Below are 21171 nucleotides of genomic sequence, written 5' to 3' on the forward strand. Positions count from 1 at the left end.
ATATTCTTTACAGTGTTTTATTCTACCAAAACGGTTCATGCAATATACAAATTGCGGTTCGTAGTTTTTATTCAATTATTTTTTCAAGCCTAATTTGAATGATCTGTTGGTTAGACATGTCGAGAAATACACCGAGATCATTTTTGTCATCAGTTTTAAGCAAAATTGTCATTTCCATTTTGATATCTGAGCCTACATAATGATGGTTTTCTGAGTTGAAATAGTATGTTGCTTGACCTTTGGTACTGCTGTTATATGCTCCTTCAAATTCACTTGGAACCTTGACTTTAGAAATGTCAAATTCACTTTTGAGAACCGCACATTTTATATCGTCAATAGTTTGGTAACCAGTAAAAGTTAGTTTGTTAATTCCATGAGAAGATAGTATAACACCATTAGCATTAAATGGATTTTGCATTCTAATTTCATCATACTCTCCAATTTTTAAATCTATTGAAGGTAATGGAAAGATTAGATCAAAGAAAATGTCTGTGTTAGGATTGCTAAAACTTCCATTTTCCTTCATATCATAAATCACAGTGGTCGGAATTTCCCTAAGGATAGTATCTTTTGAACTTCCATCTTCATTAAGGGTAACAACATTTTGCTTAAGATTTATTAAGCTTATATCTGCTAGGTTATTCTCTTTCGTTTTCACATACAAAAAACCCTTACCTTTGATTTGACTTTTTTCTACAGGTTTTTCAATACTCGGTTTATTTGTTGTTTCTGTCTTTGAAGATAAAGTATAAATAAATGTTTTTTTTGAACTGAAATCCCAAACAAATTCTGAATTACTGGGCTTGTAACTCAGCAAAAGTATAATTAGTATCGCAAATGAGATTTTTTTCATGTTTGCTGATATTTTAAGTATATATTTTTTCTTCAATCAGTTTTAGAATAGCAACGAATTTTTCAAATTGACTGATGTCTTTAACTCCATATTCTGGTGTTAAAACAATTTGGTTAGTTGGTTTTTTACCGGTTTTTATATAAACTCTTTCGTCTATAATGTTTTCAATAAAAGTTTTATCAAGTACAAGCTGTTTGATCAAGTTTTGATCTCCATCTAACCAAAATTGTTGTGAAATTCGTTTGGGAATAAAAGTTCTTCTTTCTGGTAGAATGAAGTCCAAAATTTTGTTCCACAAACCTTTTGGGAATAACATCAATTCGGTCTCGTAAGTTTCATTGAGATGTAGGATTATTCGGAATGGTTCTGTTACGGGCATCGCTCCTCCTACTTCATTAAGATTGATGCTAATTTTGGTCCCGTCAATAATTATCGTTCCTTTTTTAGGTTGATATATGAATTTGCCAAATGGACTATTTATTTCTTTGGTAAAATCCTCTGAGTATTGTCCATTATATTTTTCCGCTAAATCTTGAATAATATTCATTTATTCAAAGTTTTCAAATTGCACTCAATATATAATATAGGTGTCGCAGCAGCGCAAAACGTTACCTTACTCTTTTTGTAAAATTGTGTTGTTTTAAGTTATTCTTTTGGTTGAGTTATAATTGTATCAGTAATATCATCATAACAGGCATAATAGGCTCGATTTCCAAATTTGCTAAAAGACCATTGTGCAATTTGGGCCTCAGTTTTTATGTCTTTTGGGATCATATGAGGGAAGGCTTGACCCACCGCATGGGTTTTAATTAAAAAATGGACATCGTTTATTGCTTCTTTTTTTGATAAATCATTCTCAAATTGGATTTCGGATATCGATATTTTTTCGGTTGTAATGGTATATTTGGCTTTATAAACCAATCGTCCGTCCCAACTTCTGGAGAAAAACAGATAATTATCATAAGCGTAAATATCCCATTTGCAATCCATAGAGTCAGCCTTAAATGCTATGCCTTCTAACTGTTCTCCATTATGTGGATATTGAAGATTAGCCGATGTTGTATCAAAACCCGAAGTGTCAATCTCGATTAGTTCCTTTCCCAAAGAAGCCCTTAATTCATTGTACTTTTCTGCAACGGCCTTTTCTTTGGTAAATGCCATTGCTGTTGTCGTGTAGGGACTAATGTCAAGAATTCTTTTGTTAAATGGGTTGTCAGGGTCTTCTTCTTCAAACCAACGAAAAGAATATTCATCAGAATTTGTTTTTAGAACTTCAGATTCTGACTTGGGCTTTTTGTTCTTTTTAAACCAATTCAACATATTTATCCATTTTACAATCAAACATAATCGTTAAAATATACAATAACACACCAAAAAGTATAGATGCAACTTACAAAAGTACCAGAAATGAAAAAGAATAACCTGAAATTTTTGATTCCGATTTTATTGTTCAAATAGTACCATTCAAACAGTTCGAGCAAGGTTCCTAAGGAATAAAAGATATTTGCTCCAATCCCCCATATAATTATTCCTAAAGTGTCTTCAAGTCCCCATTGGTAGGGGATTTCTGCAAGAGCATTGAAGATAGCGATTACTCCAGATATCCCAACTAAGATATTGTAAATCCATCTTTTGGATTCCCACCATTTTAAATTAGATTTTAATTCTTCTATTGTCATTCTAAATTATAGTATAGTTGTTGTAGTTGAATACAATGTTTGCTAGTTAGTGATTCTACTGCAGGAACATGTATTTTGTAAGGTTTTTATTTTTACAATCCGTCAAGAATCCCTCCAATAAATTCTCCGATTCCCTCAAGAATTCCTTCAAAAATATCTCCAAAATCTAGCCAAGAAGCATCTATATCCAGATCAGGAATGGACAGCCAATCTGCCGAAGCATTCGTAGCAAGTCCTCCTAACATCTCTGTTTTCATTGCGACATAATCGCAAGCTTCCCCGGTTAGCTTGTGGTAAGCATCAAAGTCAGAATGAGAAGAAAATGTACTCATCGCCCAACAATGCCAATCTATTTCGAGAGTATCATAATATTTTGTTTGTTTAGAAGCTTTTTTGACCTCTTCTGGCTTATAATATTTTTTCTTTCCGTGTTCTTTAACCAGAATTTTTCCGATAGTTGATATATACTCTTTCTTATGTGGGGGAGAAGGAGGGCATTTTAATTCCATATTTTTTGCTGAAATTGTTTGGGGTGTTATATGTATGATTTTACCGTGTAATTTTTCAAAGAAAAGACTTCAATATGCACCGAAGTTAGGAAAACTGTATTTAATTTTTTGTTTTACTGCAGTACAGATCTCTAGGAACCTAAAATGAAATGGGCCTTATACCTTTTTACAAAGTGTTTTTACTTGCTCATTCTTGTTTCAAACTCTTTCAAAATATATTCAATATCTTCAATTTTTAATACGTTTACGTCTGCATTATTCTTTACTTTTTCCCTTTGCATCATAGTTCTCATAAGGATAGTTTTAAAGACCTCTTTTCTTTGGGACGTTTCGGAGTATTTTTTTTCTTGAATGATGTATTCGAATGTTTCTTTCATTGTTATCCAAAGATTAATCTCTTGATCGATGTTTACATCTCTTTTAAAATTAGTAATTGTCGCTTCGAGTGTAATGGGGTAAACTTCTTCAAAAGCCTTATGAATTGATTTGATTTTTTCTAGTTGAGAACCTGTCAATTCGCTATGCTGAATAGGTCCAGGAATCAGATCGTTTGGATCCATGGATACTATTTTTCCATTCTCTTCTTTGGGTTTACTTGAGCAGGAATATGCAAATAAGGAAATTCCGATTATGGTTAATAGGAATATAATTGTTTTCATATTTATTTTAATTTTTATAATACATATTATATGTGTCGTTGTGGTTAATATGTTACCCTATCTATTGCTTAAATAAACTTTGTGTTGGTGGATTAGGTAATTAGAGATGGCGGATTTTTAAATTTCATTTGCATTATATAGCTTTATAGGCTTCATTTTCTTTTCTAGCTACGATTCTAATTCTTTTGTAATCTGCAAACCATTTCTGATTGATTAAACATCGTTTTTTGGTGTTTTCCTGTACTTCATTTTTAATTTCTTCTACGTGATTTTCTGTAACTCCAGAAAAAAAGCTTTCAGCAAACATCGAAAGCCAATCTTTGATACCAGAGTGCTCATCATTGAGCTCAGTAGGTCTGTCGTAGTGTTGAGCAAAAAGAACTCTAAATCCTGCGGATTCGAGTGCAGTAGTATACTCTCCGATCGAAGGGAAATACCACAAATCCAGATTGGATTGTTTGATGTAGCCTCTTTTGTTTAATGAGTCTCGCAATGCATGGACTATGGTTTGTACATTTCCTTTGCCACCAAACTCCAAAACAATTTTTCCGTTTGGGTTTAAATTTTCGTACATGCAGCGGATAGCATTTTTGTAGTCTTTTACCCAATGCAGCGTGGCGTTCGAAAATATAGCATCAAACTTTTCACTGAATCTAAAATTACTGGCATCTGCAATTTCAAACTTAATGTCCGGGAACTTGGATTTGGCATCGGCAATCATTTCAGCAGATTTGTCGATTCCAATCGTCTCTTTGGCAAATTCGTTTATTTTGGAAGTCAATTGTCCAGAACCACACCCCAGGTCCAAAATTCTTTGATCTTTTTTAGGATCGAGTAGTTGTATCAGGTCTTCTCCATATTGATAAACGAAAGCATGTTTTTCATTATATAGTTCAGGTTTCCATGTTGTTTTAGGGTTATTCATTTCTAACGTTTAGGGGATTGGTGGTTTAAAATCCAGGTAGTACCAAAGTAATAAAATTGTAATGACATTTGGAAACAACGAGCTGTGTAGGTTGTTATAACAAGATTTTAAATGGAACTCATATATCGATATCCAATGTAAATCATGGTAAGTAGTATGGTCATTTTAAATAACCATCCTATTATTGCATTCTTTTTTAACTGTTTTGGATTGTAAATAGTGTCAAATTTTTTTCTTCCCAGATGCCAAAAATATCGAAGAATAGCTCCAATCCACTCAGAAGAATTAAGTTCGGAGTCTGCCTCGGTTTGCCAATGCAATCCATTGTGTTTTTTTGATTCTTCTTTTTTTGTTTCCTCAGTCATTTGGTCAACTTTTATGTGTACTTAATAGGTCTTAAGATTATTGCATATGTTACAATGTTTTGACCAGGAGGAGTAGATCTTGAAATCAGAAATTATGGAATCCGAATGCTCATATCCTTTGGTGAAAAGGTGCTTTATGGGATAATTCTTCTAGCGATTCTTCATGCAATAGAGCAATCACAAAACCAGCTTTGTCCATTACTGATTCTGTGATTGCCCTGTTCGCCTTGATCTACTTTTTTAATGCATTTATGATTTCTGAAACATCTACACGATTCCTATAATCGCCGCCCAGGGATTTTGCAAAGGAAATCGTTGCGTCCTTTTCGATAACAAATACAGCGGGGACCGGTAATTCTCTCGAATCGTCAGAATAATGAGCGTCAAAATCAAAACCGAGTGCTGTCATTGTTTGTAGCGGGGCATCAGCATTAGTAAATACAGTGGTGTATTTTCTCGCTACGATATTGCCATTATCACTTAAAACTTCAAAATTGAGTTGGTTTTTCTCTTTTATATTTAGAGATTCATCCGGGGTTTGAGGTGAGATAGCAACCAATTGTGCGCCCAAATCATGAATCTCATCAAGTGAATTTTGATAGTGGGATAATTGCAAATTACAATATGGACACCAAGAGCCTCTATAAAAAGTAAGAACTACTTTTCCTTTTTTGAGTACATCCGAGAGTTTTATTGTTTTGAGAGTAGCATTTGAAAGAGAAAAGTCTGGAGCTTTGTCACCTGCTTGTACTTTTAGTATAGATTGATGGTGCTCTTGCAAATGCTCTGCGTCTTTGTCAAATACATCCAGCGCCTCTTTGGGAAGCATTGTACCTAAATTGTTTCGCAAATCTTGTAATCCTTCTTGATAAGAAATTGTTTTTGTATTCATCTTATTTTGTTTTAATTATGTCAAAATCGACAATACAAAGGTGTAGCGATATAGAAACTTTAAAAATGAACTGGATTAGGAAATTCTCTTGAAGTAGTTCAAGATTTTTGTATCAAACGCTTCCGGATTTTACTTAAAAACTCGGGAGACATTCCTAAGTATGAGGCCAAGGTATATTGCGGAACGCGTTTTACAATCGATGGGTACAAATTCTCGAATTCTACATAGCGCTCTTCTGCAGTTTTGCCCAGATTAGACAATATCCGTCTTTGCGAAAAGGCAAATGATTTTTGAGCTACTAGTCTAAAGAATCGTTCGAATTTTGGATTTTTGCGACACAAGTTTTCAACGTCTGTGTATGAAATTTGCTGAACTATAGAGTCTTCAAGTGCCTCTACAAATAAAGAGGCTGGTGATTGATTAATATAACTGTTGAAATCACTTATAAACCAATCTTCTATCGCAAATTGTATGGTGTGATCAACTCCTTCATTATTAACAAAATAGCTACGAAAAGCACCTTTTAATATGTAAGTCTGATGTGAACACACAAAATCGGGTTGGACAATAAATTGTCTGCGCCTAACTTTTGTTGTTCTTACAATGGCACAAAATTGTTTTTCGTCTTCCTCATTTAAAGAAACGTATCTATTAATATTAGCGAGTATGTTTTCGTATTCGTTCAAGCTTTTTTTTCAATATAAGTTTATTGTTTACTCAATTGCTCTAGCTCAAGAATATCCTTTTCGGCATATTGTATATGACTAGAGTTTCCATTACAATAAATATAAGGTGATTTTTGAGTCTCGCCCTTTACAGCATAAATCAGATATTCTCTATCCAAAAAAAGTAAAGGAGATAAGGTGCTAAAGATTCTTGAATAAATTTTTATTCGTTTCTTTTTCTTGCCTTTAAAAACTCTATTCGGTTCAAGAATATACCAGTAATGCTGTATAGGTTGAAAATCGAGTGGGATAGATTCTCCATTTGGCCCAGACCCATAATCAGAGGGTTCCATTTTTTCTATTCGAATAATCTCCATGACTTTTCCTGTAAATACTAATTCGGATTCTTCAAAAGCCTCTCGAGTACTTTTTAATCTGGTTAATCCAGGATAATCTGTGCAAAGTCTTTTGGAGTGTATACTGTCAATCAAATCTCTATTCCACCAGATTTCCTTTTGTTGACCATAAGTTAAACAGCCAGAGAACATGGTGATATAGAAAAGAAGTTTATTCATACATCTCGATTGGAGATAGCTATTTCAAAGGTAAGATATAAAATACAGTTTTCATTTTCCAAATGATTCATAGACTTGCCTAAAATTTTGATACTCGTTTGGGTCATCATAGATCGCCATTAATTCAATGATTTTATCTCCGTCAACGTAAACTCTACTGTAATAATATAATCCTTCCAAAACAAAAGTAAAAACTAAATCTTTACATGGTAAATGACATTTTTCATGAAGTCTTTTAACTCCAATTGAGTTGTTTTTCCATGTTCTCACTATGGAGTTTTGCCATTTGTCGATTGCTTCTTTTGCTCCCCAGTTATCAGGTTTTTGTGCAATAGATACCGCTAGTTTCCCTTCAATTTCATAAGTGGTAGTTTGTAGTTCGGTATTGCCAATTTGTCTACTACTTATTTCTGGAGTTATATCGGTGATCGAATTTAGATCATATTTTGTTCCACTATAGGTAACGGTCATTTTAGAACTTTTTGTTGACGTTACTTTACAACTACAACATAAAATTGAAATAGTGATTAATACAAACAAAAATGTGAATCGTGTTTTCATGTTACTTCAATGACTTTGTGGCAAAAACAGTGATCATTTATAATTATAGTTGCTCCAAGGCAGTTTTATATTGCTCCAGATTTGAGTCTTTATTTTTTTCTGCATATGCAATCGCCTTCGTGTAATGCTCCTTTGCTGTTGATTGGTCTCCTTTGTCTTTATAAAACCTACCAACTGCATGATGAATTGCTGCTGATTCTGGGAATTTTGCCAATCCTGCAGTATAAGTTTTTAAAGCATCTTGATCTTTGTCGTTTTTGGCAAAATAATCTCCAAATCTAATGGCCCATATTTCCAAAGTAGGGTCTTCAAAGTATTCCTTAAACTCTTTGGCGTATACTTCGAAACGCTCAAAATTGTTCTCTTTCATGGCATTATACAATAAGAAATGCTTTGTAGTTCTATGAACGTCTGTAGAAATACCATAACGATTCCCTCGATGTTGATAATACTTTTTGATACTTTCTAAACTGCCAAAATCATCAAATTCTTTGAGGGTATAAAATCGTAAGGTGTTATAGTCCTGAAAATGGTTCCTTAAACCATTGTTTACAGTTTGAAAAGGTGTAGTGTAATGATCTTCATCTGCTAAATTATCAATTTTCCAAACGATATTCGAAAGATTCTTGATTTTGAGAATACTATCCGTTTGATGTAATGATTGTTCTATATAAGTTTCTTCGGGTGCTATAGAGAAATATAGAAACTTGGTGTCAGAAGAATGGTTTGTTATATTTTTACTTAAAGCATTAATTCTATTTCCAGTAATATGCGTAGGACTTGCTATAAAGAAGGCATTAAAGGCATTTTGATGTTGCGTTAAAATCTCTAATCCGAAACCTCCAGACATTTCCCAACCAAAGTATATACGTTCTTTCTCTTTTAATGTTCTGTAATTTCTATCTATGTGGGGGATGAGTTCCTCCATCAAAAAATTGCCGAGCTTGTCAGCATCTTCATATAGCAGTTTTCTTCTTCTCTTTCTGTCGGTATTTATACCCACCACAATAAATTCTGGGGATTTGTCTTTGAATCGTAACATCCTTTGATATGCGACCGGATGCAAAAAATACTCTTGCCCGTCCATGACATACATCACCGGGTAATTTTTTTTCTCTGATCTTTGATAACTGGGAGGGAGGTATATTTCTATAGTTCTTTTTTCGGCTAAGTGTTTTGATGCTATCTCAAAGCTATTAATAACACCTGTCTTTTCAGAAAACTGTTGTGTGTAAGCATGCAGTGATATGAGCAGTAAAACAAATAGTGTACGTTTTTGTATTAGCATGGTAATTATTGTTCTTGAATTGGTAAAAACACTTTGTGCATAGTGGTTGCAGGTTTCTAAAAGATTCCCTTTCAGGATACAATATATTTTAATTGAATAAAACAACCATTCGAATTAACATTACAATCACAATTAATTATGGATATCGTTACAGGTAGTTTTAGTTGTTAAGTTAAGCTTATCATTAAAATAAAACAGACAATAGATAGGATACAATTCCAGGGATTACCAATTTGTGAGCTGATATATTTTCGATTCCATAAGTTCTTTAGTTTGATCCACTGATTAAAGGTTGCCAAAGAAATCAAGGTCAAAAAGGTCATTTTGATCAATGTACCTATCGAGGTAAGAATCAAATAGGGGACAAGATATACAAGGAATTCCCCAACTTTTCCGGTCATTTCCAAAAGATCAAATATAGAATTAGAGTTCTTGTTTGGGGTTTTCAAAAATTTATGTTCTTTTTTAATCATGAATTACATCTAATGATCCTAGTAAGGATATGTGCTTTTTAGTTCCTGATTTCGTGCCGTCTCATAGGCATAACATCTATGGTTTTGAACAGTTCTTCTTTTGTTAGAACTTCACTCTGTTGTAGTTTTGTTTGCCCATCTAAGCCTATTAAGACTATTTCAAAGTCCTCTTGTTTATTCAAAATACTATCTGCAAATCCTTTTGATAGTTTTCCTGAGTCATTCCATTTACTATTTTCAAAATTGGCTAGAGTAAAATCATTCTTAGTTATTTTATAGAGTATCAATTTTCTTTCAATGAGCTCATCATTGGCGTTCACAAATTCTTTTAATTGTTTTTGATACTTTTTTGATGTTGTATTTTGTGTTTTAACGATTAATATTCTATTCCTCCATTGATGCTTTTCTATATTTTGTGCGTAACTATTTACAACAAAAAAGGAGAATATCAATACCAAGATGGTTTGAGCTCTTAGCATTGTATTCGTTTTTATTTTTTGTGTTACAGATTTAAACATGGTATATCCCAATTTGTATATTGCTTATTGCAAGTTTTTGGAAATTCTTATCTCCTATGTCTTACTAAGGTAGTAAATCTGTGATGAACTTTGTTTTTTTAATTGCCTAATACGAATGCTGCGTATTTTATTGATTTGTTAGTGAATTATGATCATGTATGTTGTATGGAAACTAGTTACTTTTTATTGAGTTTACTATCTTTTAGTATATTTTTTTAGCATTATTTTTTTAATTCAATTTTATTTCTCTCTCTAATTCTCCCTTTCTTTTCCTTAATCTCTTTAATTTTTTCTTATCCTGAAATTTCCAGGTAAAGTGAGCAAGAAAGCAAAAAATAACGTAGACTAGTGCAGTCATTATAACAAGTTCAAAATATCCTAGTTCGGACATATCCATAGCCGAACGTTTCCCACTTAATTCATCACCTCCAGAATAAGTAGGAGCCCAGAATGAAAAAAACAGCCCAAAGCCAACAACTTTCCAAATATTCTTAACGAAAAATCCAGACTCTTGAATTGTAGTTTTGATTTTTCCTTCGACAGCACTTAGTTCTTTTTCCTTATAATATATTGACATGATTAGGTTCTTAGGCCGTTGTTGGTTCCAGTTCATTAGAACCATTCAAAAGCAAGAAGCGCGATCAAGGCACTAAATGAAACAATATAAAAGAAGGCAGGTAGCACGATGAACCAAATTACAGCTCTGGTTCTCTCTGCTTCTGTGGTAGACATAACCCCAGAAAAGCTTACATAAATGGTATAAAAAATTGCTAAAATAACGACGATCCCTGTAATCCCATCAAAGACACTAAATTCTGCATATGGATCATAAGGTCGGGATAAGATTAGAGTAGCGCAAACAGATACTAAGGCTATGCTGAGATATAAATAGAAGTTCGAAAATAAGTAAAGCCTTCGGGAATGGCCCAAATCTCCTTTTCCTTTGGACCATTTGACGCGCACATGGTAAAACCATCCCCCGATTAAGTATAGAATATAGCCACCAATAGCTCCACCAATTATTGAAATTGACCAATAACCAATCCAAGTATTAAAGAATCCAAATTCGTCAAGGGTACCTCTAAGATCAAGTTTTACCAATTGGCGATCCATTCGATCAATTCCGTATCCAATGCAAAACACCACCATTGCGATAGCAAAAAGATTCTTGTCATTGGTTTCCAAATCATTTTTAAAAAATGATTTTGGATCGATTAGTAATTGTGCAAAAGCATCGATTTGTTTTTTCATGAGCTAGATAAATTGTACATATAGTTTTATGTAGGTGTCGTAGCTGATCAAAATGTTACCCCGTTTTGGTTTTTCAAAATCAATGGGAAGCAGCAACTACTGATCCTCACCGCTGCGCGACGTTTTTAATTCTGTGATAGCTTTTTCTAATTTTGTTGATAGTTCTCTTTCTAAACCCAGTAAATCCGAGGTCATTAACCTGATTGTACCTATCATATCTGCTATTTTCATAGAAGAATTTATACCTATAGCTTTGTTTAAAATAGAATTTGCAAAGCCCAAATACGTATCCTGGAAATAATAAATGTCGGATAATTTTTGTGTGAGTTCTATATCGAATTCTTTTATCAATCCGCTAGTTTTAGTGCTTTCAAAAGCTGTTTTTTGGAGTCTGGCAAAATTAAATCCAGTCCAACCTTTAATTTCCATATGTTTAAATGTAGACTCTGTAAAATCCGAATACATTTCTTTTTCACTTAGACTAGGAACGATACTGTCCATCTCGACTTTGATTTTTGCGTGATATGCTATATGGTCTTCGAGTAGTTGTTGGTTGAACTCTAATTCTTTGATAATTAAATTTAAAGACCTCTCTTTTTCTTTTTTCGTTTTATTATCTGCATTGATATTGCTGTAATTGACTCCCAAAAATACCCCAAAAGCAACAATGACAATTTCGACAAGGTATTTTAAAATACTTTTTAATGTTTTATTCATTTTATTTCAAATGTATTTTATAAAAATGGTTGGCATGCTAAATATATGAATTGGAGCGGATCAAACACTTCTTGTCTTTTTCTTTTTGCTGTTTTTTGAGTTTTAGATATCTTAATTTCAAAGGATATATCTAAATCCAAAAACCCCTAAATCGCCCAGCATGAAATCTAATTCTTCGGCCCTTTTAAAACCTAATTTTTCATATATTTTCCAAGCAGTATGCATAGTTTTTGTGGAGTGAATTATGATTTGCTCAAAATTAGAGGCTTCACTTCTTTGTATGCATTCTAAAATCAATTTCTTTCCTATTCCCATTCCACGGGTTTCCGGGTCTACCGCAAGCAGTCTGAAGCCAGAAGCATTTTTTTCATTTTCTAATGATATAGACCCCCCAGAACCATAGTCTTTCAAATCTCTAAAATAGACTACGGCACCACCAATTTTCCCTTGTTCTGATACCGCTACAATCAGTTCGGTATTTGAGTTTTTGGTTAAATCACCAACGTTTTTGAGCACTTCATAATATTCTGGTTGGTCATTAATTTTTGGAAATCCTTCGAGTGCTGAATATACTTGAACCATTAATTCACCAATATTCTTGAACTCTTCTTCTTTTGCATTTCTAATTATAAATTCTTGATTCATAGGTGATTTTTCTTATGCGTAAGCAACTTAGTATAAATTACCCTGGCTGTTGGCAAATGTATTAATACATTATTTCGGTAATAATTAATCTTTTGATAAAATAATCGTCTACATCTACATCTGATTCTATCATTTCACTTGCAACCATTTCTGGAGGAAGAATGCCGAACGAATTTCTAATCTCAACATATTTAGTCATAAAGGGACTTGAATCTGAAATAGAATTTAGAGCTTTATTATACTTTCCTTCAAAATTAGTTTCCACGAAATTCCCATACATTTTCAAAATTGAATCTAAATCAGATATTTTATGATTGAAAGGAACAGCAGACGAATCAACCATAATAGAGCCATCTTCAGTTTTGCACTTTAATTTTGTTCTTATCAATGGAGAAGTTGTTTCAGCTGGGTTCAGATCTAACCAGGAAGTGTCGGCAACACAGTAAATTTCTAATCGCAAATCACTCCTTTTGAAAACTTCTCGCGCTTCTTTCGATATTTTTTGCCAGTGTTCAATTTCTAAATTACTTAATTCAACTAAAAACCTTTGATACGCCTTCTTTTTGCTAAGATTTGGATATTGTTTTTTAAGAAAATCATTTTCAAAGTCAGAGACTAAAAAGTTTAAAGTTTCGCTATTTTTTTGGCCTAAAACGTTTTCAAACCCTTCTATGTATTCATTCCCGGAGCAACTGGATAATATTGCTGCCATCAACAAGAGTATAAAATGTTTCATTATGATTTTTATATTTTCCAATATTTAATATAAGTGTTGTTGCAGCCCAAAATGTTACTCTGCTACTCTTGAGTAAAATTATACTAAGAGTAACAAATATATGGTTTGATCGTCTCCCAATAAACATATACAAATATGAAATACCCCTTGATTAAGCCCAAATATTACTTCTTGTTATTCATCGAGGTTTTCAGTTTTATTAAAAAACCTACACTAGAAAAGAACTACGAAAAATCGACAAAAACAAAAATTTATGATGCTATTGGATTGTATATTTTGAAATTAGTTTTTCTTATCCCAGTAGTGTTGTTTTTTGCTTTGGTATACGATCCCGTTAATGTACAAAGTGCGAGTATGTCAGAACGTTTTTCACCACTGGTTCTGTTATTGGTCGGAGGAATCATTTTACCATTTTTTGAAGAGCTGGCCTTTAGACTTTCGCTACGATTCAAGCCTATATATTTTGTTTTGTCATCAACGGTATTGACCTATTATATATTGACCAAGTTTGTCTTTTTCACAAAAATTAGTGCCGTAGATGATACCTTTATAACTCGAGTTATACTATCAAGTGTAGTAGGATTAGTTCTTTTTCCGATTGTGAATGTGCAATGGCTTAAAGATAAATTGGCAGGATTTTGGAGTTCTAATTTTCGGACTATTTATTATTTGTCCTGTTTGTTTTTTGCCTGGGGACATATCACAAAGTACGAATTGAATGTCACCAATGTTCTTTTGTTGCCGATTCTTACCTTACCACAGTTAATGAGTGCTTTGATGTATGGATATCTTAGAATTTCTTTTGGATTCAGATACCCGCTTCTTTTTCATATGTTTACCAACCTATTAGCACTAAGCTTGTCGCTATTGCCTTTTTCTGATTGATCCCAAAAACTAAATGGTGTTTTGCCCAGGCTTATTATTCAATTCTAGTAAGCAAGAACTCTCCAAATCCAAGTTTTAAGATTAGCTCACTTTCAGTTGATTTTAAAATTTTGAATTCTCGAGAACCTCCTTCGGCTCCAGATATAGTTATGGCATTTGAGCTTGAATCAAAACTCCAGGTTCCGTTTGCTTTTTCTCCTCTCATAGAAGTATCGAATTTTCCATCTGATTTAAAATTAAACTTCCATTTCCCGATCACTTCAGCTTTTATGTATGCTAATCTCTCTTGATCAATGCCTTCATTCAGTGCTTTTGTAAAAACCCAATTACCAACAATTAAGTCAGATTTTTGAGCATTAGAGTTAATCGTTACGAGTATGAATGCTACGAATAGTATTATTTTTTTCATGTTTTTATTCATTTAATGAGGTATAACCGTTTGTGTATGATTAGGTGCAGAAAAAGGTCTAACCATTTTCCTGATATTGGCTAAGATAATTAATGTGTGTGATTTTCTGAAGTTAAAACCCATGGTAATTAATTATACCAGTTGTGGTATACTATTTTATAGTTCCTTAAATTTTTATGAAAAACTCCTTCTACTATGTTAGAAATACTTAACTTTGTGTTAGAAATAAATAACATAATAAAAAGATTACAATGAAAACAAAATATAAGACGCTCATTTCTTTTCTGGGGACTGTCTTGGGATTAGTTCTTTTGGTGTTGTGGGTATATATGGCTCAAAAACCATTTCATCCAACTGGTTATCTAATTTTTGGGTTAAGTTTTATTATGATATTAATAGGTGTATACTTTAAGATTCAAACTTATAAAAACCAAAGATTAGGTTTGACTTCTGAGGACGAATTCTCAAAGAGAATAAAAGAGAGAGCTAATTCTAAAGCTTTTAGCATATCCTTTTATATATGGCTTGGGATCATCCTTTTTGTCAAGGATATAGAACCTAAAGCTAAAATAATAATGGGGCTTGGTTTGTTGGTAATGGCGCTTGTTTTTCTTCTTAATTGGTTATATTATTCAAAGGTTGGTATTTCAGATGAAAACGAGGATTAAGGAGTTGCGCTTCAAAGAAAATTTAACTCAAGTAGAACTTGCTGAAAAAGTGGGTGTGCGAAGGGAGACTATTGTTTTTTTGGAGAAAGGAAAATACAACCCATCTTTGAAATTAGCATATGATATTTCTAAGGTGTTCCATTTGAAAATTGAGGAAGTTTTTATTTTAGATTAGCTATCCATGAGGGTTGGAGCAACAAAAATTAGAATGAATTTCGTTCCTTAGGTTAGTTTTACTGAAGTAAGGAGAATAAATACAGTGAGTTACGCGAATAACTATAAAATATTTTAATCAATGCCTAAATCATTTGTGAAGGAATGATGTACTTCAATTTCACTTATTGGAATTCCAATGTTATCTTCTGTAATTCCACAAATGATTCGTTCAACTTCATATTTACTTGATATCTTTTCTATGTCGATGAGTTTATCTCGATTTCGAGATATTGTCCAATCCACCAATTGTCTAATTGTTCCTTTTGAAACAGGTGTTGTTCGTTTAATGGTTTTAATTCCAAAAATTTTGACATGCGAACCTAATTCTGGATTGAAATCTAATGCCACCAAATCAGGTAATTCAAGTTCAAGTTCTGTTCTTAATTGACTCCACTTTTCTTTCAGTTCTGTTTGAGTGAATACTTCAGATATTTTCGTATCAGGTTTTATCTCCTTTTCGGTTGAAGTCAAATTTCTTAAGGCTTTTCTAATTCGGTAAAATACTATTTGAGTGAGACATTTATCCGTAGGGTTTGTAACAATTCTGCTGAAAATGATATCCGCAAAATCCTGAATCGTATAAATTTTTTCTGCTTCCGAATCTTCAATTCGTATTCCAAATTTGTCCTCAATAGACATTACCAATTCGACTGAATCTAATCCCATTATCAATTCATTTTAAATGTTTTTACCACGTTTTCGTGTATAGCTCGTACTTTTCTGAAGAAAGAGTAAATAACACAAAAACCTATTTGATTTAAAAGTAATGATTTTTTGCGTTTAGCAAAGCACGAACTTCCCTTTATGAGGCTAGATATGATACGTTGCCTTTACTTTCTTTATAACAGCTCCCATTTGGCTATGGTCATATGTAGCAGTATATGATCCAATGCTAACGCTCATGAGGCTAAAAACTGATTCTGTAGGGAAAATAAAGGATTTTCCGTGGATGCGAGCTCCATACATTGGCTTAGAAAATGACCAGACACGATAAACGCTGGAGACCTCATTCCAAGGTACAACTTTTTCAACGCCTTTTTCCTGATAAATGATTTTACTATGATCTATTTTCACCTTCTTGATTTTATCAAAGTAGAAAAAATTGAGAATCATAAGGACAACGCCAATGGATGAAATCACCGTCAACTTTGTCCAATCTGTGGTGCTCTCAGGATTGTAGTACTTCAGGATGCTAAGTGCAATAAGAATTGTGCCAAATACCACGCCAGAAAATTTCCGGGTTGCTACACGAAATGCGCTACTTTCAATCATCGATTCGTTTTGTTTTGATGTTTAAATATAGGTGTAACAGAATGGTAAAATGTTACCTGAATTTTCGATTTTTCTGTCTTCCGATAGCAGAGTTCGCTCATTGATTGCTTACTTAACAGCTATGATCACATATATATTTGAGTTTTGTTTAATGCTGAATGATATGCATGATTTCACCGGAATATTTAAATTTTGGATTTCCAGTATATTTTTTAAAAGGCTTAGATACACATTCAACTCTTGCCATTAGGGTATCTCCTAATTTGTATTTAGCCTTGTTAAATTTAAGGTTGAAAGATTCTAATGGGATAGAAGAGGAATACTTTTTTCCAAATGAGGGGTAATCAGACCTCAATATAATCTCGGGAGTAATTGTGTCTGCTAGATTAATAATAAAGGCTTTTGACATAGTAGGGCGGATAAAAACCAATTTGATGGTGTCATTTTTGAAGACCTCTGCTGTTACTGATTCAAAAATATATCCAGAAGTTTTGAGGAAGGTTTTTTCAGTAATCAGAGTAGCATCAATTTCAATGTTTTGTGCTAAAACATTGATTGTCAATATAGATATTAAAGATGAAATAATTTTTCTCATAGTATTGTAAGTCAATTTTATTTCAAGAATCATTTGACTCTCAGTATTCTATTCAACAGAATTCCAACATAAGCAGTTAGAATTGTAATAAGCGATAAAGTTATTTGCCAAGATTTTGATTTAGGGTTGTCAAACAATACTTCAAATTGTGAAATCTGAACTGTAGTCAATATGATGATGAGGATTGAAAATACGAGTAATGATTTCAAATTCCAATTTGAAGATTTTGGTCTATATCCAAATAAGATTTCTTTTGTATAGATGATAAGTATTCCAATCGTCAGGATATTTGGCAGTAATAAATTCCAAAAATCATATTTTTCATTAAATATATTTCCTAACCAAAAAAGAATGAAAGTCAACCAACCAAGCATATAGATTGTAAATAAGGTAATACCTAACCACAATAGTTTAAATGCTATTTGCAACTTATTGTTTTTCATTTTCAGATGGAATTATATCCAACGGTACGTACAAGAAATGTAGGCCAGGGGATGTAGCAATAACTTCAGAGCTATAACTATGCCAAATATAGTATTCTGCGAATATCTTCAATATTGAAATATTAAATTTCGTATTTGACAATACAGTAGATGAACTCAAAATTTTGGAACCATCCAAAACAGCACTATTTCTTTTTATGCAGTGTTAGTACTAGTTTTTTCTATTAGCTCTTTAAATGTATTGATTTCTTTCAACCTACTATTTTTTAATTTATTTGAATAAAATCTTTTTTGATGTATAGGCATTGATGCTTCAAATGGTATTTTAATTGAGTTGCTTTCTAATGCTTCTTTACACAAGTGTTTAGGTACAATACTAAAGCCTTGATTATATTTTATAGACTCTATAATATCAAGATAAGAGGGTAAAATATACCTTGGTACAATTTTAGGTGTAGTACTGAATGTTGTTTCCCAAAACTTTTTTATATCATCTTGTTCATTATCAAAAGTGAACCAAGTTTGTCTGTGTAGCCATTTGATGAGTTGTTTTTCATCTTTTTTTAAATCTTTCGGTATTTCAATGTCATTTGAGCTGATTATAATTAATTCTTCTTCTTTCAAAAAAGTGAATTCATGGTCGTATTTATAGTATTTTTTTATTCCCGCAAGTAATTGAACGTTATCAGCTTCAAGGGCTTCAACGAGTTCTTTTTCGGTACCGAAACAAGTAACGATATACATATCAAAAGAATAGATTATTTGTCTTAGTTCTTTTCGGAAAAAGTCTGTGGTACAGCCTATTGTTATTGCACTACGTTGTTTCTTTGCTCTTTGACTTGAATAATATTCTACTTTCTCCAGTTCCTGTAATGGGGTCTTTATTTGAGAGTAGTAAAACTTGCCATATTCAGTAGGAGTTAATTTACGGGTGGTTCTTTCAAATAATTTTTTTCCAATATGATTTTCTAGTGCAGCCAAATGTTTACTTACTCCTGGTTGCGTCATATTTAATTTTTTAGAAGCTTCTGTTATCTTCTTACATTCATATATAGCGCTAAAAGTTCTCAACCATTCTAAATTAATCATAACAATAGTTATTAATTGGCTAACTAAAATAATTAAAATTATCAATTGACTCTGATTACTTTTGAAAAAAAGAAATCATGACAAAAACATTAGTAATTAATTACACACCAAGAAAGGGTTCTTACACAAAAATCTTGTTTGATGAATTCGTTAAATTGGCTAATGGAAAAACAGAGTTAATTCACATAGACTTATCCGAAACACCTCCAGATTTATTATTGGTAGACAACCTTAATTTGATCATGGAATGGAACAATGGAAAAAGAGATTTTTCAAAGTCTGAACTTTCTCTTTTATCAAATCATCATGGATATATCAATCACTTACTCAAAGTGGATCATATTGTTGTAGCTTTTCCTATTTATAATTTTACCTTACCAGCTACAGTTAAAGCTTGGATTGATGCTATTGTGGTAAGTGATAAAACATTTTCTTTTAGTCCTGAAATGGGATTTAAAGGTCTATGCACCAACAAGAAAGCTTTATCCATTATTGTTAGTGGTTTTGATTACAGTAATGCTGATGATGTAAAGGAATATGCTTCATCAACAATAAAACAAAATTTTGATTTTATAGGAATAAGTTCTGAACAAATATTAGCTTTTGGGGTTGATCAAAATAGACATAAACTAGATTCGATTTTGGCTAAAGCCAAATTGGAAATTAAGGATGTAATAGATAGTTGGTTTTCTAATCAATCCTAGCATTGTATGTGATCTCGTTGTATGTTTAAGGAACTAATTTTATCTTTTTCATCTTTTCAAATACACTACACAAATTGTTAGGTACTTTTTTAAGGTCTTCCTTCCATTTCTTGGATTAGCTTAATATTTCGTTTCTCCAAAGAAGTTAAAAATTTGTCCACATTTGAATGTTGAGGCTTATACCAATTTTGTTTTCTAAAATGAAGGTCCATTTTACCTCCTTTAATAAACCTGTATCCATATCTGGCAAAGATTTCATTTCTCATAATTTGAAGTTCTCTGGATGACATTTTTTCGAGATTTTCAGGGCTTAGATTTTCAAATGAAGCATTTGTATAGTGTCCGTAAAATACTTCAGATACGTTTTGATTTGTCTTACGGCCAAGTTCGTATTCTCCTTTTTTCTCTGATACTCCACTCCAGGAATCATAAATTTTTAAGCATTTTATTGGATTTCCATTATTTTCATAAATAACGAATTCTCCTTGATATTGGTCAGATGTAAACTGTCCATTCTTATCAATCGTAACCTTAGTCAAGTTATCATAAACAGATATCCATTCAGTTGCTTTCGTATCGGAGTTCCACTTTCCACTTTTTACTTGGGCAATTATTTCAGATCCCGTGCCGAATAGAACTAGGGTAGATTCTCCTTCGGAATCCCCAAAATCATAGACTCCATAGTATTCCATTTGGTATTTTGGATTCCATTTTGTTACATCCGAATCATCTATGGGCGAATAACCCAAGTATTGTCCCAAAACAATATTCGAAATAAAAAATATTGATATTGTAGTTATGATTTTCATTCTTATAGCTGCTTATAATATTCCTTGTATGTTACGTTTACCAGCCGAAGGCGGTATATACCATATGTAAACTTTTACCACATGTTTTTTATTTCTGGTTGATACGTATATGGATTTTCAAATTCAGTTTTTCCATCATGATGTATTAAAAACTCAATTTTGTTTTCTTCAAAATGTAAGGTCTCAATTTTATTAATTCCAGTTGCACAAAGGTTATTCCCCACGTGTTTTGTTTTATCCAAAATAAATATAGTGCTTTCTGTAATAAACAGACTTTCGCCACAAGCCATAAATCCACCATTTCTAACTTCTATGTTATGTTTTTTGTCAATTTCAAATTTTTCTTTTGGTGGGTGAAAAGGCATTGCTAAAAGATAGAAAAAAATGATAGGCATTTCCCAAACCAAGCTCAAAACCCCAAATATTGTGATTGGGATAGTTAAAACTCCACTTACTATTTTAGTTTGTAATTTTTTAGTCAATCCGAATAGAAGAATTGTTGAGAGCAAGAAAGTCAATCCGATAATTGTGATTGTATACTTTCCTTTAACACGAAGATCAAAAACCAAAAGTAAACTGCAGATTAAAATTCCAATTAAAGAGTAAAACGAAATTCGCTTAATTACTTTTTCCAATCTAGGGAAGTCAGATTTTGTTAAAATCAACACCAGGCTGATTCCTAAAAATATGGTTAGTAAAGCTAAAAATGTCGTCATTTTTTAAATGTGTGCTAAGGTTTAATATATGGATCGGAGCAAGGCAAACACACC

Annotated in this window: 32 protein-coding genes; 4 read left to right on the forward strand and 28 right to left on the reverse strand. The window is 32.5% G+C overall.

Features of this window, described 5'->3' with window-relative positions:
- Positions 1-67 precede the first annotated feature (67 nt).
- The 20 genes from ACXAGJ_RS10780 to ACXAGJ_RS10875 all read right to left on the reverse strand — a co-directional run bounded on the left by ACXAGJ_RS10780 (position 68) and on the right by ACXAGJ_RS10875 (position 13287).
- The gene (locus ACXAGJ_RS10780) at positions 68-853 is read right to left on the reverse strand and encodes a hypothetical protein (protein WP_474839678.1); all 786 of its coding nucleotides are present in this window, start codon (positions 851-853) and stop codon (positions 68-70) included.
- Positions 854-866: 13 nt separating this feature from the next.
- On the reverse strand, positions 867-1400 hold the full coding sequence (locus ACXAGJ_RS10785; protein WP_474839680.1) for a hypothetical protein: 534 nt from the start codon (positions 1398-1400) through the stop codon (positions 867-869).
- Between the two features lie 98 nt (positions 1401-1498).
- Complete coding sequence (locus ACXAGJ_RS10790) at positions 1499-2173, reverse strand: hypothetical protein (protein ID WP_474839682.1); 675 nt, start codon at positions 2171-2173, stop codon at positions 1499-1501.
- A 17-nt stretch (positions 2174-2190) separates the two neighbouring features.
- Positions 2191-2532, reverse strand: a complete 342-nt coding sequence (locus ACXAGJ_RS10795; protein WP_474839684.1) for a hypothetical protein — start codon at positions 2530-2532, stop codon at positions 2191-2193.
- A gap of 92 nt (positions 2533-2624) precedes the next feature.
- A complete protein-coding gene (locus ACXAGJ_RS10800) occupies positions 2625-3041 on the reverse strand; it encodes a hypothetical protein (RefSeq protein WP_474839686.1) in 417 nt (138 codons plus the stop codon).
- A 179-nt stretch (positions 3042-3220) separates the two neighbouring features.
- Positions 3221-3700, reverse strand: a complete 480-nt coding sequence (locus ACXAGJ_RS10805) for a hypothetical protein (RefSeq protein ID WP_474839688.1) — start codon at positions 3698-3700, stop codon at positions 3221-3223.
- Between the two features lie 133 nt (positions 3701-3833).
- Complete coding sequence (locus ACXAGJ_RS10810) at positions 3834-4625, reverse strand: class I SAM-dependent methyltransferase (RefSeq protein ID WP_474839690.1); 792 nt, start codon at positions 4623-4625, stop codon at positions 3834-3836.
- 107 nt (positions 4626-4732) lie between these two features.
- Positions 4733-4990, reverse strand: a complete 258-nt coding sequence (locus ACXAGJ_RS10815; RefSeq protein ID WP_474839692.1) for a hypothetical protein — start codon at positions 4988-4990, stop codon at positions 4733-4735.
- 232 nt (positions 4991-5222) lie between these two features.
- Positions 5223-5882: a peroxiredoxin-like family protein gene (locus tag ACXAGJ_RS10820; RefSeq protein ID WP_474839694.1), complete on the reverse strand. Its 660-nt coding sequence runs from the start codon at positions 5880-5882 to the stop codon at positions 5223-5225.
- 98 nt (positions 5883-5980) lie between these two features.
- Positions 5981-6433 (reverse strand): Crp/Fnr family transcriptional regulator, encoded by a 453-nt coding sequence (locus ACXAGJ_RS10825; protein WP_474839696.1) that lies wholly within the window; start codon positions 6431-6433, stop codon positions 5981-5983.
- A gap of 155 nt (positions 6434-6588) precedes the next feature.
- Entirely contained in the window at positions 6589-7122 is a 534-nt protein-coding gene (locus ACXAGJ_RS10830; RefSeq protein WP_474839698.1) for a hypothetical protein, read from the reverse strand.
- 51 nt (positions 7123-7173) lie between these two features.
- On the reverse strand, positions 7174-7593 hold the full coding sequence (locus tag ACXAGJ_RS10835; protein WP_474839700.1) for a hypothetical protein: 420 nt from the start codon (positions 7591-7593) through the stop codon (positions 7174-7176).
- Positions 7594-7726: 133 nt separating this feature from the next.
- Complete coding sequence (locus ACXAGJ_RS10840; protein WP_474839702.1) at positions 7727-8971, reverse strand: alpha/beta hydrolase-fold protein; 1245 nt, start codon at positions 8969-8971, stop codon at positions 7727-7729.
- Between the two features lie 167 nt (positions 8972-9138).
- Entirely contained in the window at positions 9139-9420 is a 282-nt protein-coding gene (locus ACXAGJ_RS10845; RefSeq protein WP_474839704.1) for a hypothetical protein, read from the reverse strand.
- 62 nt (positions 9421-9482) lie between these two features.
- Positions 9483-9923 (reverse strand): DUF4174 domain-containing protein, encoded by a 441-nt coding sequence (locus ACXAGJ_RS10850; RefSeq protein WP_474839706.1) that lies wholly within the window; start codon positions 9921-9923, stop codon positions 9483-9485.
- A gap of 268 nt (positions 9924-10191) precedes the next feature.
- Positions 10192-10539, reverse strand: a complete 348-nt coding sequence (locus ACXAGJ_RS10855; protein WP_474839708.1) for a hypothetical protein — start codon at positions 10537-10539, stop codon at positions 10192-10194.
- Between the two features lie 35 nt (positions 10540-10574).
- The gene (locus ACXAGJ_RS10860) at positions 10575-11213 is read right to left on the reverse strand and encodes a YIP1 family protein (RefSeq protein WP_474839710.1); all 639 of its coding nucleotides are present in this window, start codon (positions 11211-11213) and stop codon (positions 10575-10577) included.
- 96 nt (positions 11214-11309) lie between these two features.
- Positions 11310-11930, reverse strand: a complete 621-nt coding sequence (locus ACXAGJ_RS10865) for a hypothetical protein (protein WP_474839712.1) — start codon at positions 11928-11930, stop codon at positions 11310-11312.
- Positions 11931-12047: 117 nt separating this feature from the next.
- Positions 12048-12575 (reverse strand): GNAT family N-acetyltransferase, encoded by a 528-nt coding sequence (locus ACXAGJ_RS10870; RefSeq protein WP_474839714.1) that lies wholly within the window; start codon positions 12573-12575, stop codon positions 12048-12050.
- A 61-nt stretch (positions 12576-12636) separates the two neighbouring features.
- A complete protein-coding gene (locus tag ACXAGJ_RS10875; protein WP_474839716.1) occupies positions 12637-13287 on the reverse strand; it encodes a hypothetical protein in 651 nt (216 codons plus the stop codon).
- A 159-nt stretch (positions 13288-13446) separates the two neighbouring features.
- On the opposite strand from ACXAGJ_RS10875, the gene ACXAGJ_RS10880 reads away from it, so the two are divergent.
- Complete coding sequence (locus ACXAGJ_RS10880; protein ID WP_474839718.1) at positions 13447-14196, forward strand: hypothetical protein; 750 nt, start codon at positions 13447-13449, stop codon at positions 14194-14196.
- A 34-nt stretch (positions 14197-14230) separates the two neighbouring features.
- On the opposite strand, the gene ACXAGJ_RS10885 is transcribed toward ACXAGJ_RS10880, so the two are convergent.
- Entirely contained in the window at positions 14231-14605 is a 375-nt protein-coding gene (locus ACXAGJ_RS10885; protein ID WP_474839720.1) for a lipocalin family protein, read from the reverse strand.
- 251 nt (positions 14606-14856) lie between these two features.
- On the opposite strand from ACXAGJ_RS10885, the gene ACXAGJ_RS10890 reads away from it, so the two are divergent.
- Together ACXAGJ_RS10890 and ACXAGJ_RS10895 are read left to right on the forward strand one after the other, a co-directional pair.
- Positions 14857-15273 carry a DUF2178 domain-containing protein gene (locus tag ACXAGJ_RS10890; RefSeq protein WP_474839722.1) on the forward strand — a complete coding sequence of 139 codons (417 nt, stop codon included), beginning with the start codon at positions 14857-14859 and terminating at the stop codon, positions 15271-15273.
- Positions 15257-15448 carry a helix-turn-helix transcriptional regulator gene (locus tag ACXAGJ_RS10895; RefSeq protein ID WP_073317777.1) on the forward strand — a complete coding sequence of 64 codons (192 nt, stop codon included), beginning with the start codon at positions 15257-15259 and terminating at the stop codon, positions 15446-15448. Before ACXAGJ_RS10890 ends, ACXAGJ_RS10895 begins: the two co-directional genes overlap by 17 nt.
- A gap of 113 nt (positions 15449-15561) precedes the next feature.
- On the opposite strand, the gene ACXAGJ_RS10900 is transcribed toward ACXAGJ_RS10895, so the two are convergent.
- The 5 genes from ACXAGJ_RS10900 to ACXAGJ_RS10920 form a co-directional block, all read right to left on the reverse strand.
- Positions 15562-16155: an acyl carrier protein gene (locus ACXAGJ_RS10900; protein ID WP_474839725.1), complete on the reverse strand. Its 594-nt coding sequence runs from the start codon at positions 16153-16155 to the stop codon at positions 15562-15564.
- Positions 16156-16299: 144 nt separating this feature from the next.
- Positions 16300-16761, reverse strand: a complete 462-nt coding sequence (locus ACXAGJ_RS10905) for a hypothetical protein (protein ID WP_474839727.1) — start codon at positions 16759-16761, stop codon at positions 16300-16302.
- 148 nt (positions 16762-16909) lie between these two features.
- A complete protein-coding gene (locus ACXAGJ_RS10910) occupies positions 16910-17356 on the reverse strand; it encodes a hypothetical protein (RefSeq protein WP_474839729.1) in 447 nt (148 codons plus the stop codon).
- Positions 17357-17385: 29 nt separating this feature from the next.
- Complete coding sequence (locus ACXAGJ_RS10915; protein ID WP_474839731.1) at positions 17386-17799, reverse strand: hypothetical protein; 414 nt, start codon at positions 17797-17799, stop codon at positions 17386-17388.
- Between the two features lie 195 nt (positions 17800-17994).
- On the reverse strand, positions 17995-18888 hold the full coding sequence (locus ACXAGJ_RS10920) for a LysR family transcriptional regulator (RefSeq protein ID WP_474839733.1): 894 nt from the start codon (positions 18886-18888) through the stop codon (positions 17995-17997).
- Positions 18889-18965: 77 nt separating this feature from the next.
- Here ACXAGJ_RS10920 and ACXAGJ_RS10925 point away from each other — a divergent pair, with 77 nt between their 5' ends.
- A complete protein-coding gene (locus ACXAGJ_RS10925; protein ID WP_474839735.1) occupies positions 18966-19592 on the forward strand; it encodes an NAD(P)H-dependent oxidoreductase in 627 nt (208 codons plus the stop codon).
- A gap of 89 nt (positions 19593-19681) precedes the next feature.
- Here the strand turns inward: ACXAGJ_RS10925 and ACXAGJ_RS10930 are convergent, their stop codons facing one another.
- Positions 19682-20401: a YARHG domain-containing protein gene (locus tag ACXAGJ_RS10930; RefSeq protein WP_474839737.1), complete on the reverse strand. Its 720-nt coding sequence runs from the start codon at positions 20399-20401 to the stop codon at positions 19682-19684.
- A gap of 74 nt (positions 20402-20475) precedes the next feature.
- Positions 20476-21117, reverse strand: a complete 642-nt coding sequence (locus ACXAGJ_RS10935; protein WP_474839738.1) for a hypothetical protein — start codon at positions 21115-21117, stop codon at positions 20476-20478.
- Positions 21118-21171: the final 54 nt, after the last annotated feature.

Source organism: Aquimarina sp. AWH4_224 (genome assembly GCF_056160245.1).

What these genes read in the sequence shown, in the direction of transcription:
- ACXAGJ_RS10870 (WP_474839714.1), bottom strand. Translation starts at nt 12,575, where the DNA reads ATGAATCAAGAATTTATAATTAGAAATGCAAAAGAAGAAGAGTTCAAG.
- ACXAGJ_RS10865 (WP_474839712.1), bottom strand. Translation starts at nt 11,930, where the DNA reads ATGAATAAAACATTAAAAAGTATTTTAAAATACCTTGTCGAAATTGTC.
- ACXAGJ_RS10880 (WP_474839718.1), top strand. Translation starts at nt 13,447, where the DNA reads ATGAAATACCCCTTGATTAAGCCCAAATATTACTTCTTGTTATTCATC.
- ACXAGJ_RS10875 (WP_474839716.1), bottom strand. Translation starts at nt 13,287, where the DNA reads ATGGCAGCAATATTATCCAGTTGCTCCGGGAATGAATACATAGAAGGG.
- ACXAGJ_RS10885 (WP_474839720.1), bottom strand. Translation starts at nt 14,605, where the DNA reads ATGAAAAAAATAATACTATTCGTAGCATTCATACTCGTAACGATTAAC.
- ACXAGJ_RS10860 (WP_474839710.1), bottom strand. Translation starts at nt 11,213, where the DNA reads ATGAAAAAACAAATCGATGCTTTTGCACAATTACTAATCGATCCAAAA.
- ACXAGJ_RS10920 (WP_474839733.1), bottom strand. Translation starts at nt 18,888, where the DNA reads ATGATTAATTTAGAATGGTTGAGAACTTTTAGCGCTATATATGAATGT.
- ACXAGJ_RS10795 (WP_474839684.1), bottom strand. Translation starts at nt 2,532, where the DNA reads ATGACAATAGAAGAATTAAAATCTAATTTAAAATGGTGGGAATCCAAA.
- ACXAGJ_RS10835 (WP_474839700.1), bottom strand. Translation starts at nt 7,593, where the DNA reads ATGACCGTTACCTATAGTGGAACAAAATATGATCTAAATTCGATCACC.
- ACXAGJ_RS10905 (WP_474839727.1), bottom strand. Translation starts at nt 16,761, where the DNA reads ATGATTGAAAGTAGCGCATTTCGTGTAGCAACCCGGAAATTTTCTGGC.
- ACXAGJ_RS10915 (WP_474839731.1), bottom strand. Translation starts at nt 17,799, where the DNA reads ATGAAAAACAATAAGTTGCAAATAGCATTTAAACTATTGTGGTTAGGT.
- ACXAGJ_RS10935 (WP_474839738.1), bottom strand. Translation starts at nt 21,117, where the DNA reads ATGACGACATTTTTAGCTTTACTAACCATATTTTTAGGAATCAGCCTG.
- ACXAGJ_RS10815 (WP_474839692.1), bottom strand. Translation starts at nt 4,990, where the DNA reads ATGACTGAGGAAACAAAAAAAGAAGAATCAAAAAAACACAATGGATTG.
- ACXAGJ_RS10910 (WP_474839729.1), bottom strand. Translation starts at nt 17,356, where the DNA reads ATGAGAAAAATTATTTCATCTTTAATATCTATATTGACAATCAATGTT.
- ACXAGJ_RS10780 (WP_474839678.1), bottom strand. Translation starts at nt 853, where the DNA reads ATGAAAAAAATCTCATTTGCGATACTAATTATACTTTTGCTGAGTTAC.
- ACXAGJ_RS10930 (WP_474839737.1), bottom strand. Translation starts at nt 20,401, where the DNA reads ATGAAAATCATAACTACAATATCAATATTTTTTATTTCGAATATTGTT.
- ACXAGJ_RS10785 (WP_474839680.1), bottom strand. Translation starts at nt 1,400, where the DNA reads ATGAATATTATTCAAGATTTAGCGGAAAAATATAATGGACAATACTCA.
- ACXAGJ_RS10850 (WP_474839706.1), bottom strand. Translation starts at nt 9,923, where the DNA reads ATGCTAAGAGCTCAAACCATCTTGGTATTGATATTCTCCTTTTTTGTT.
- ACXAGJ_RS10855 (WP_474839708.1), bottom strand. Translation starts at nt 10,539, where the DNA reads ATGTCAATATATTATAAGGAAAAAGAACTAAGTGCTGTCGAAGGAAAA.
- ACXAGJ_RS10805 (WP_474839688.1), bottom strand. Translation starts at nt 3,700, where the DNA reads ATGAAAACAATTATATTCCTATTAACCATAATCGGAATTTCCTTATTT.
- ACXAGJ_RS10800 (WP_474839686.1), bottom strand. Translation starts at nt 3,041, where the DNA reads ATGGAATTAAAATGCCCTCCTTCTCCCCCACATAAGAAAGAGTATATA.
- ACXAGJ_RS10790 (WP_474839682.1), bottom strand. Translation starts at nt 2,173, where the DNA reads ATGTTGAATTGGTTTAAAAAGAACAAAAAGCCCAAGTCAGAATCTGAA.
- ACXAGJ_RS10895 (WP_073317777.1), top strand. Translation starts at nt 15,257, where the DNA reads ATGAAAACGAGGATTAAGGAGTTGCGCTTCAAAGAAAATTTAACTCAA.
- ACXAGJ_RS10925 (WP_474839735.1), top strand. Translation starts at nt 18,966, where the DNA reads ATGACAAAAACATTAGTAATTAATTACACACCAAGAAAGGGTTCTTAC.
- ACXAGJ_RS10900 (WP_474839725.1), bottom strand. Translation starts at nt 16,155, where the DNA reads ATGGGATTAGATTCAGTCGAATTGGTAATGTCTATTGAGGACAAATTT.
- ACXAGJ_RS10810 (WP_474839690.1), bottom strand. Translation starts at nt 4,625, where the DNA reads ATGAATAACCCTAAAACAACATGGAAACCTGAACTATATAATGAAAAA.
- ACXAGJ_RS10890 (WP_474839722.1), top strand. Translation starts at nt 14,857, where the DNA reads ATGAAAACAAAATATAAGACGCTCATTTCTTTTCTGGGGACTGTCTTG.
- ACXAGJ_RS10820 (WP_474839694.1), bottom strand. Translation starts at nt 5,882, where the DNA reads ATGAATACAAAAACAATTTCTTATCAAGAAGGATTACAAGATTTGCGA.
- ACXAGJ_RS10830 (WP_474839698.1), bottom strand. Translation starts at nt 7,122, where the DNA reads ATGAATAAACTTCTTTTCTATATCACCATGTTCTCTGGCTGTTTAACT.
- ACXAGJ_RS10840 (WP_474839702.1), bottom strand. Translation starts at nt 8,971, where the DNA reads ATGCTAATACAAAAACGTACACTATTTGTTTTACTGCTCATATCACTG.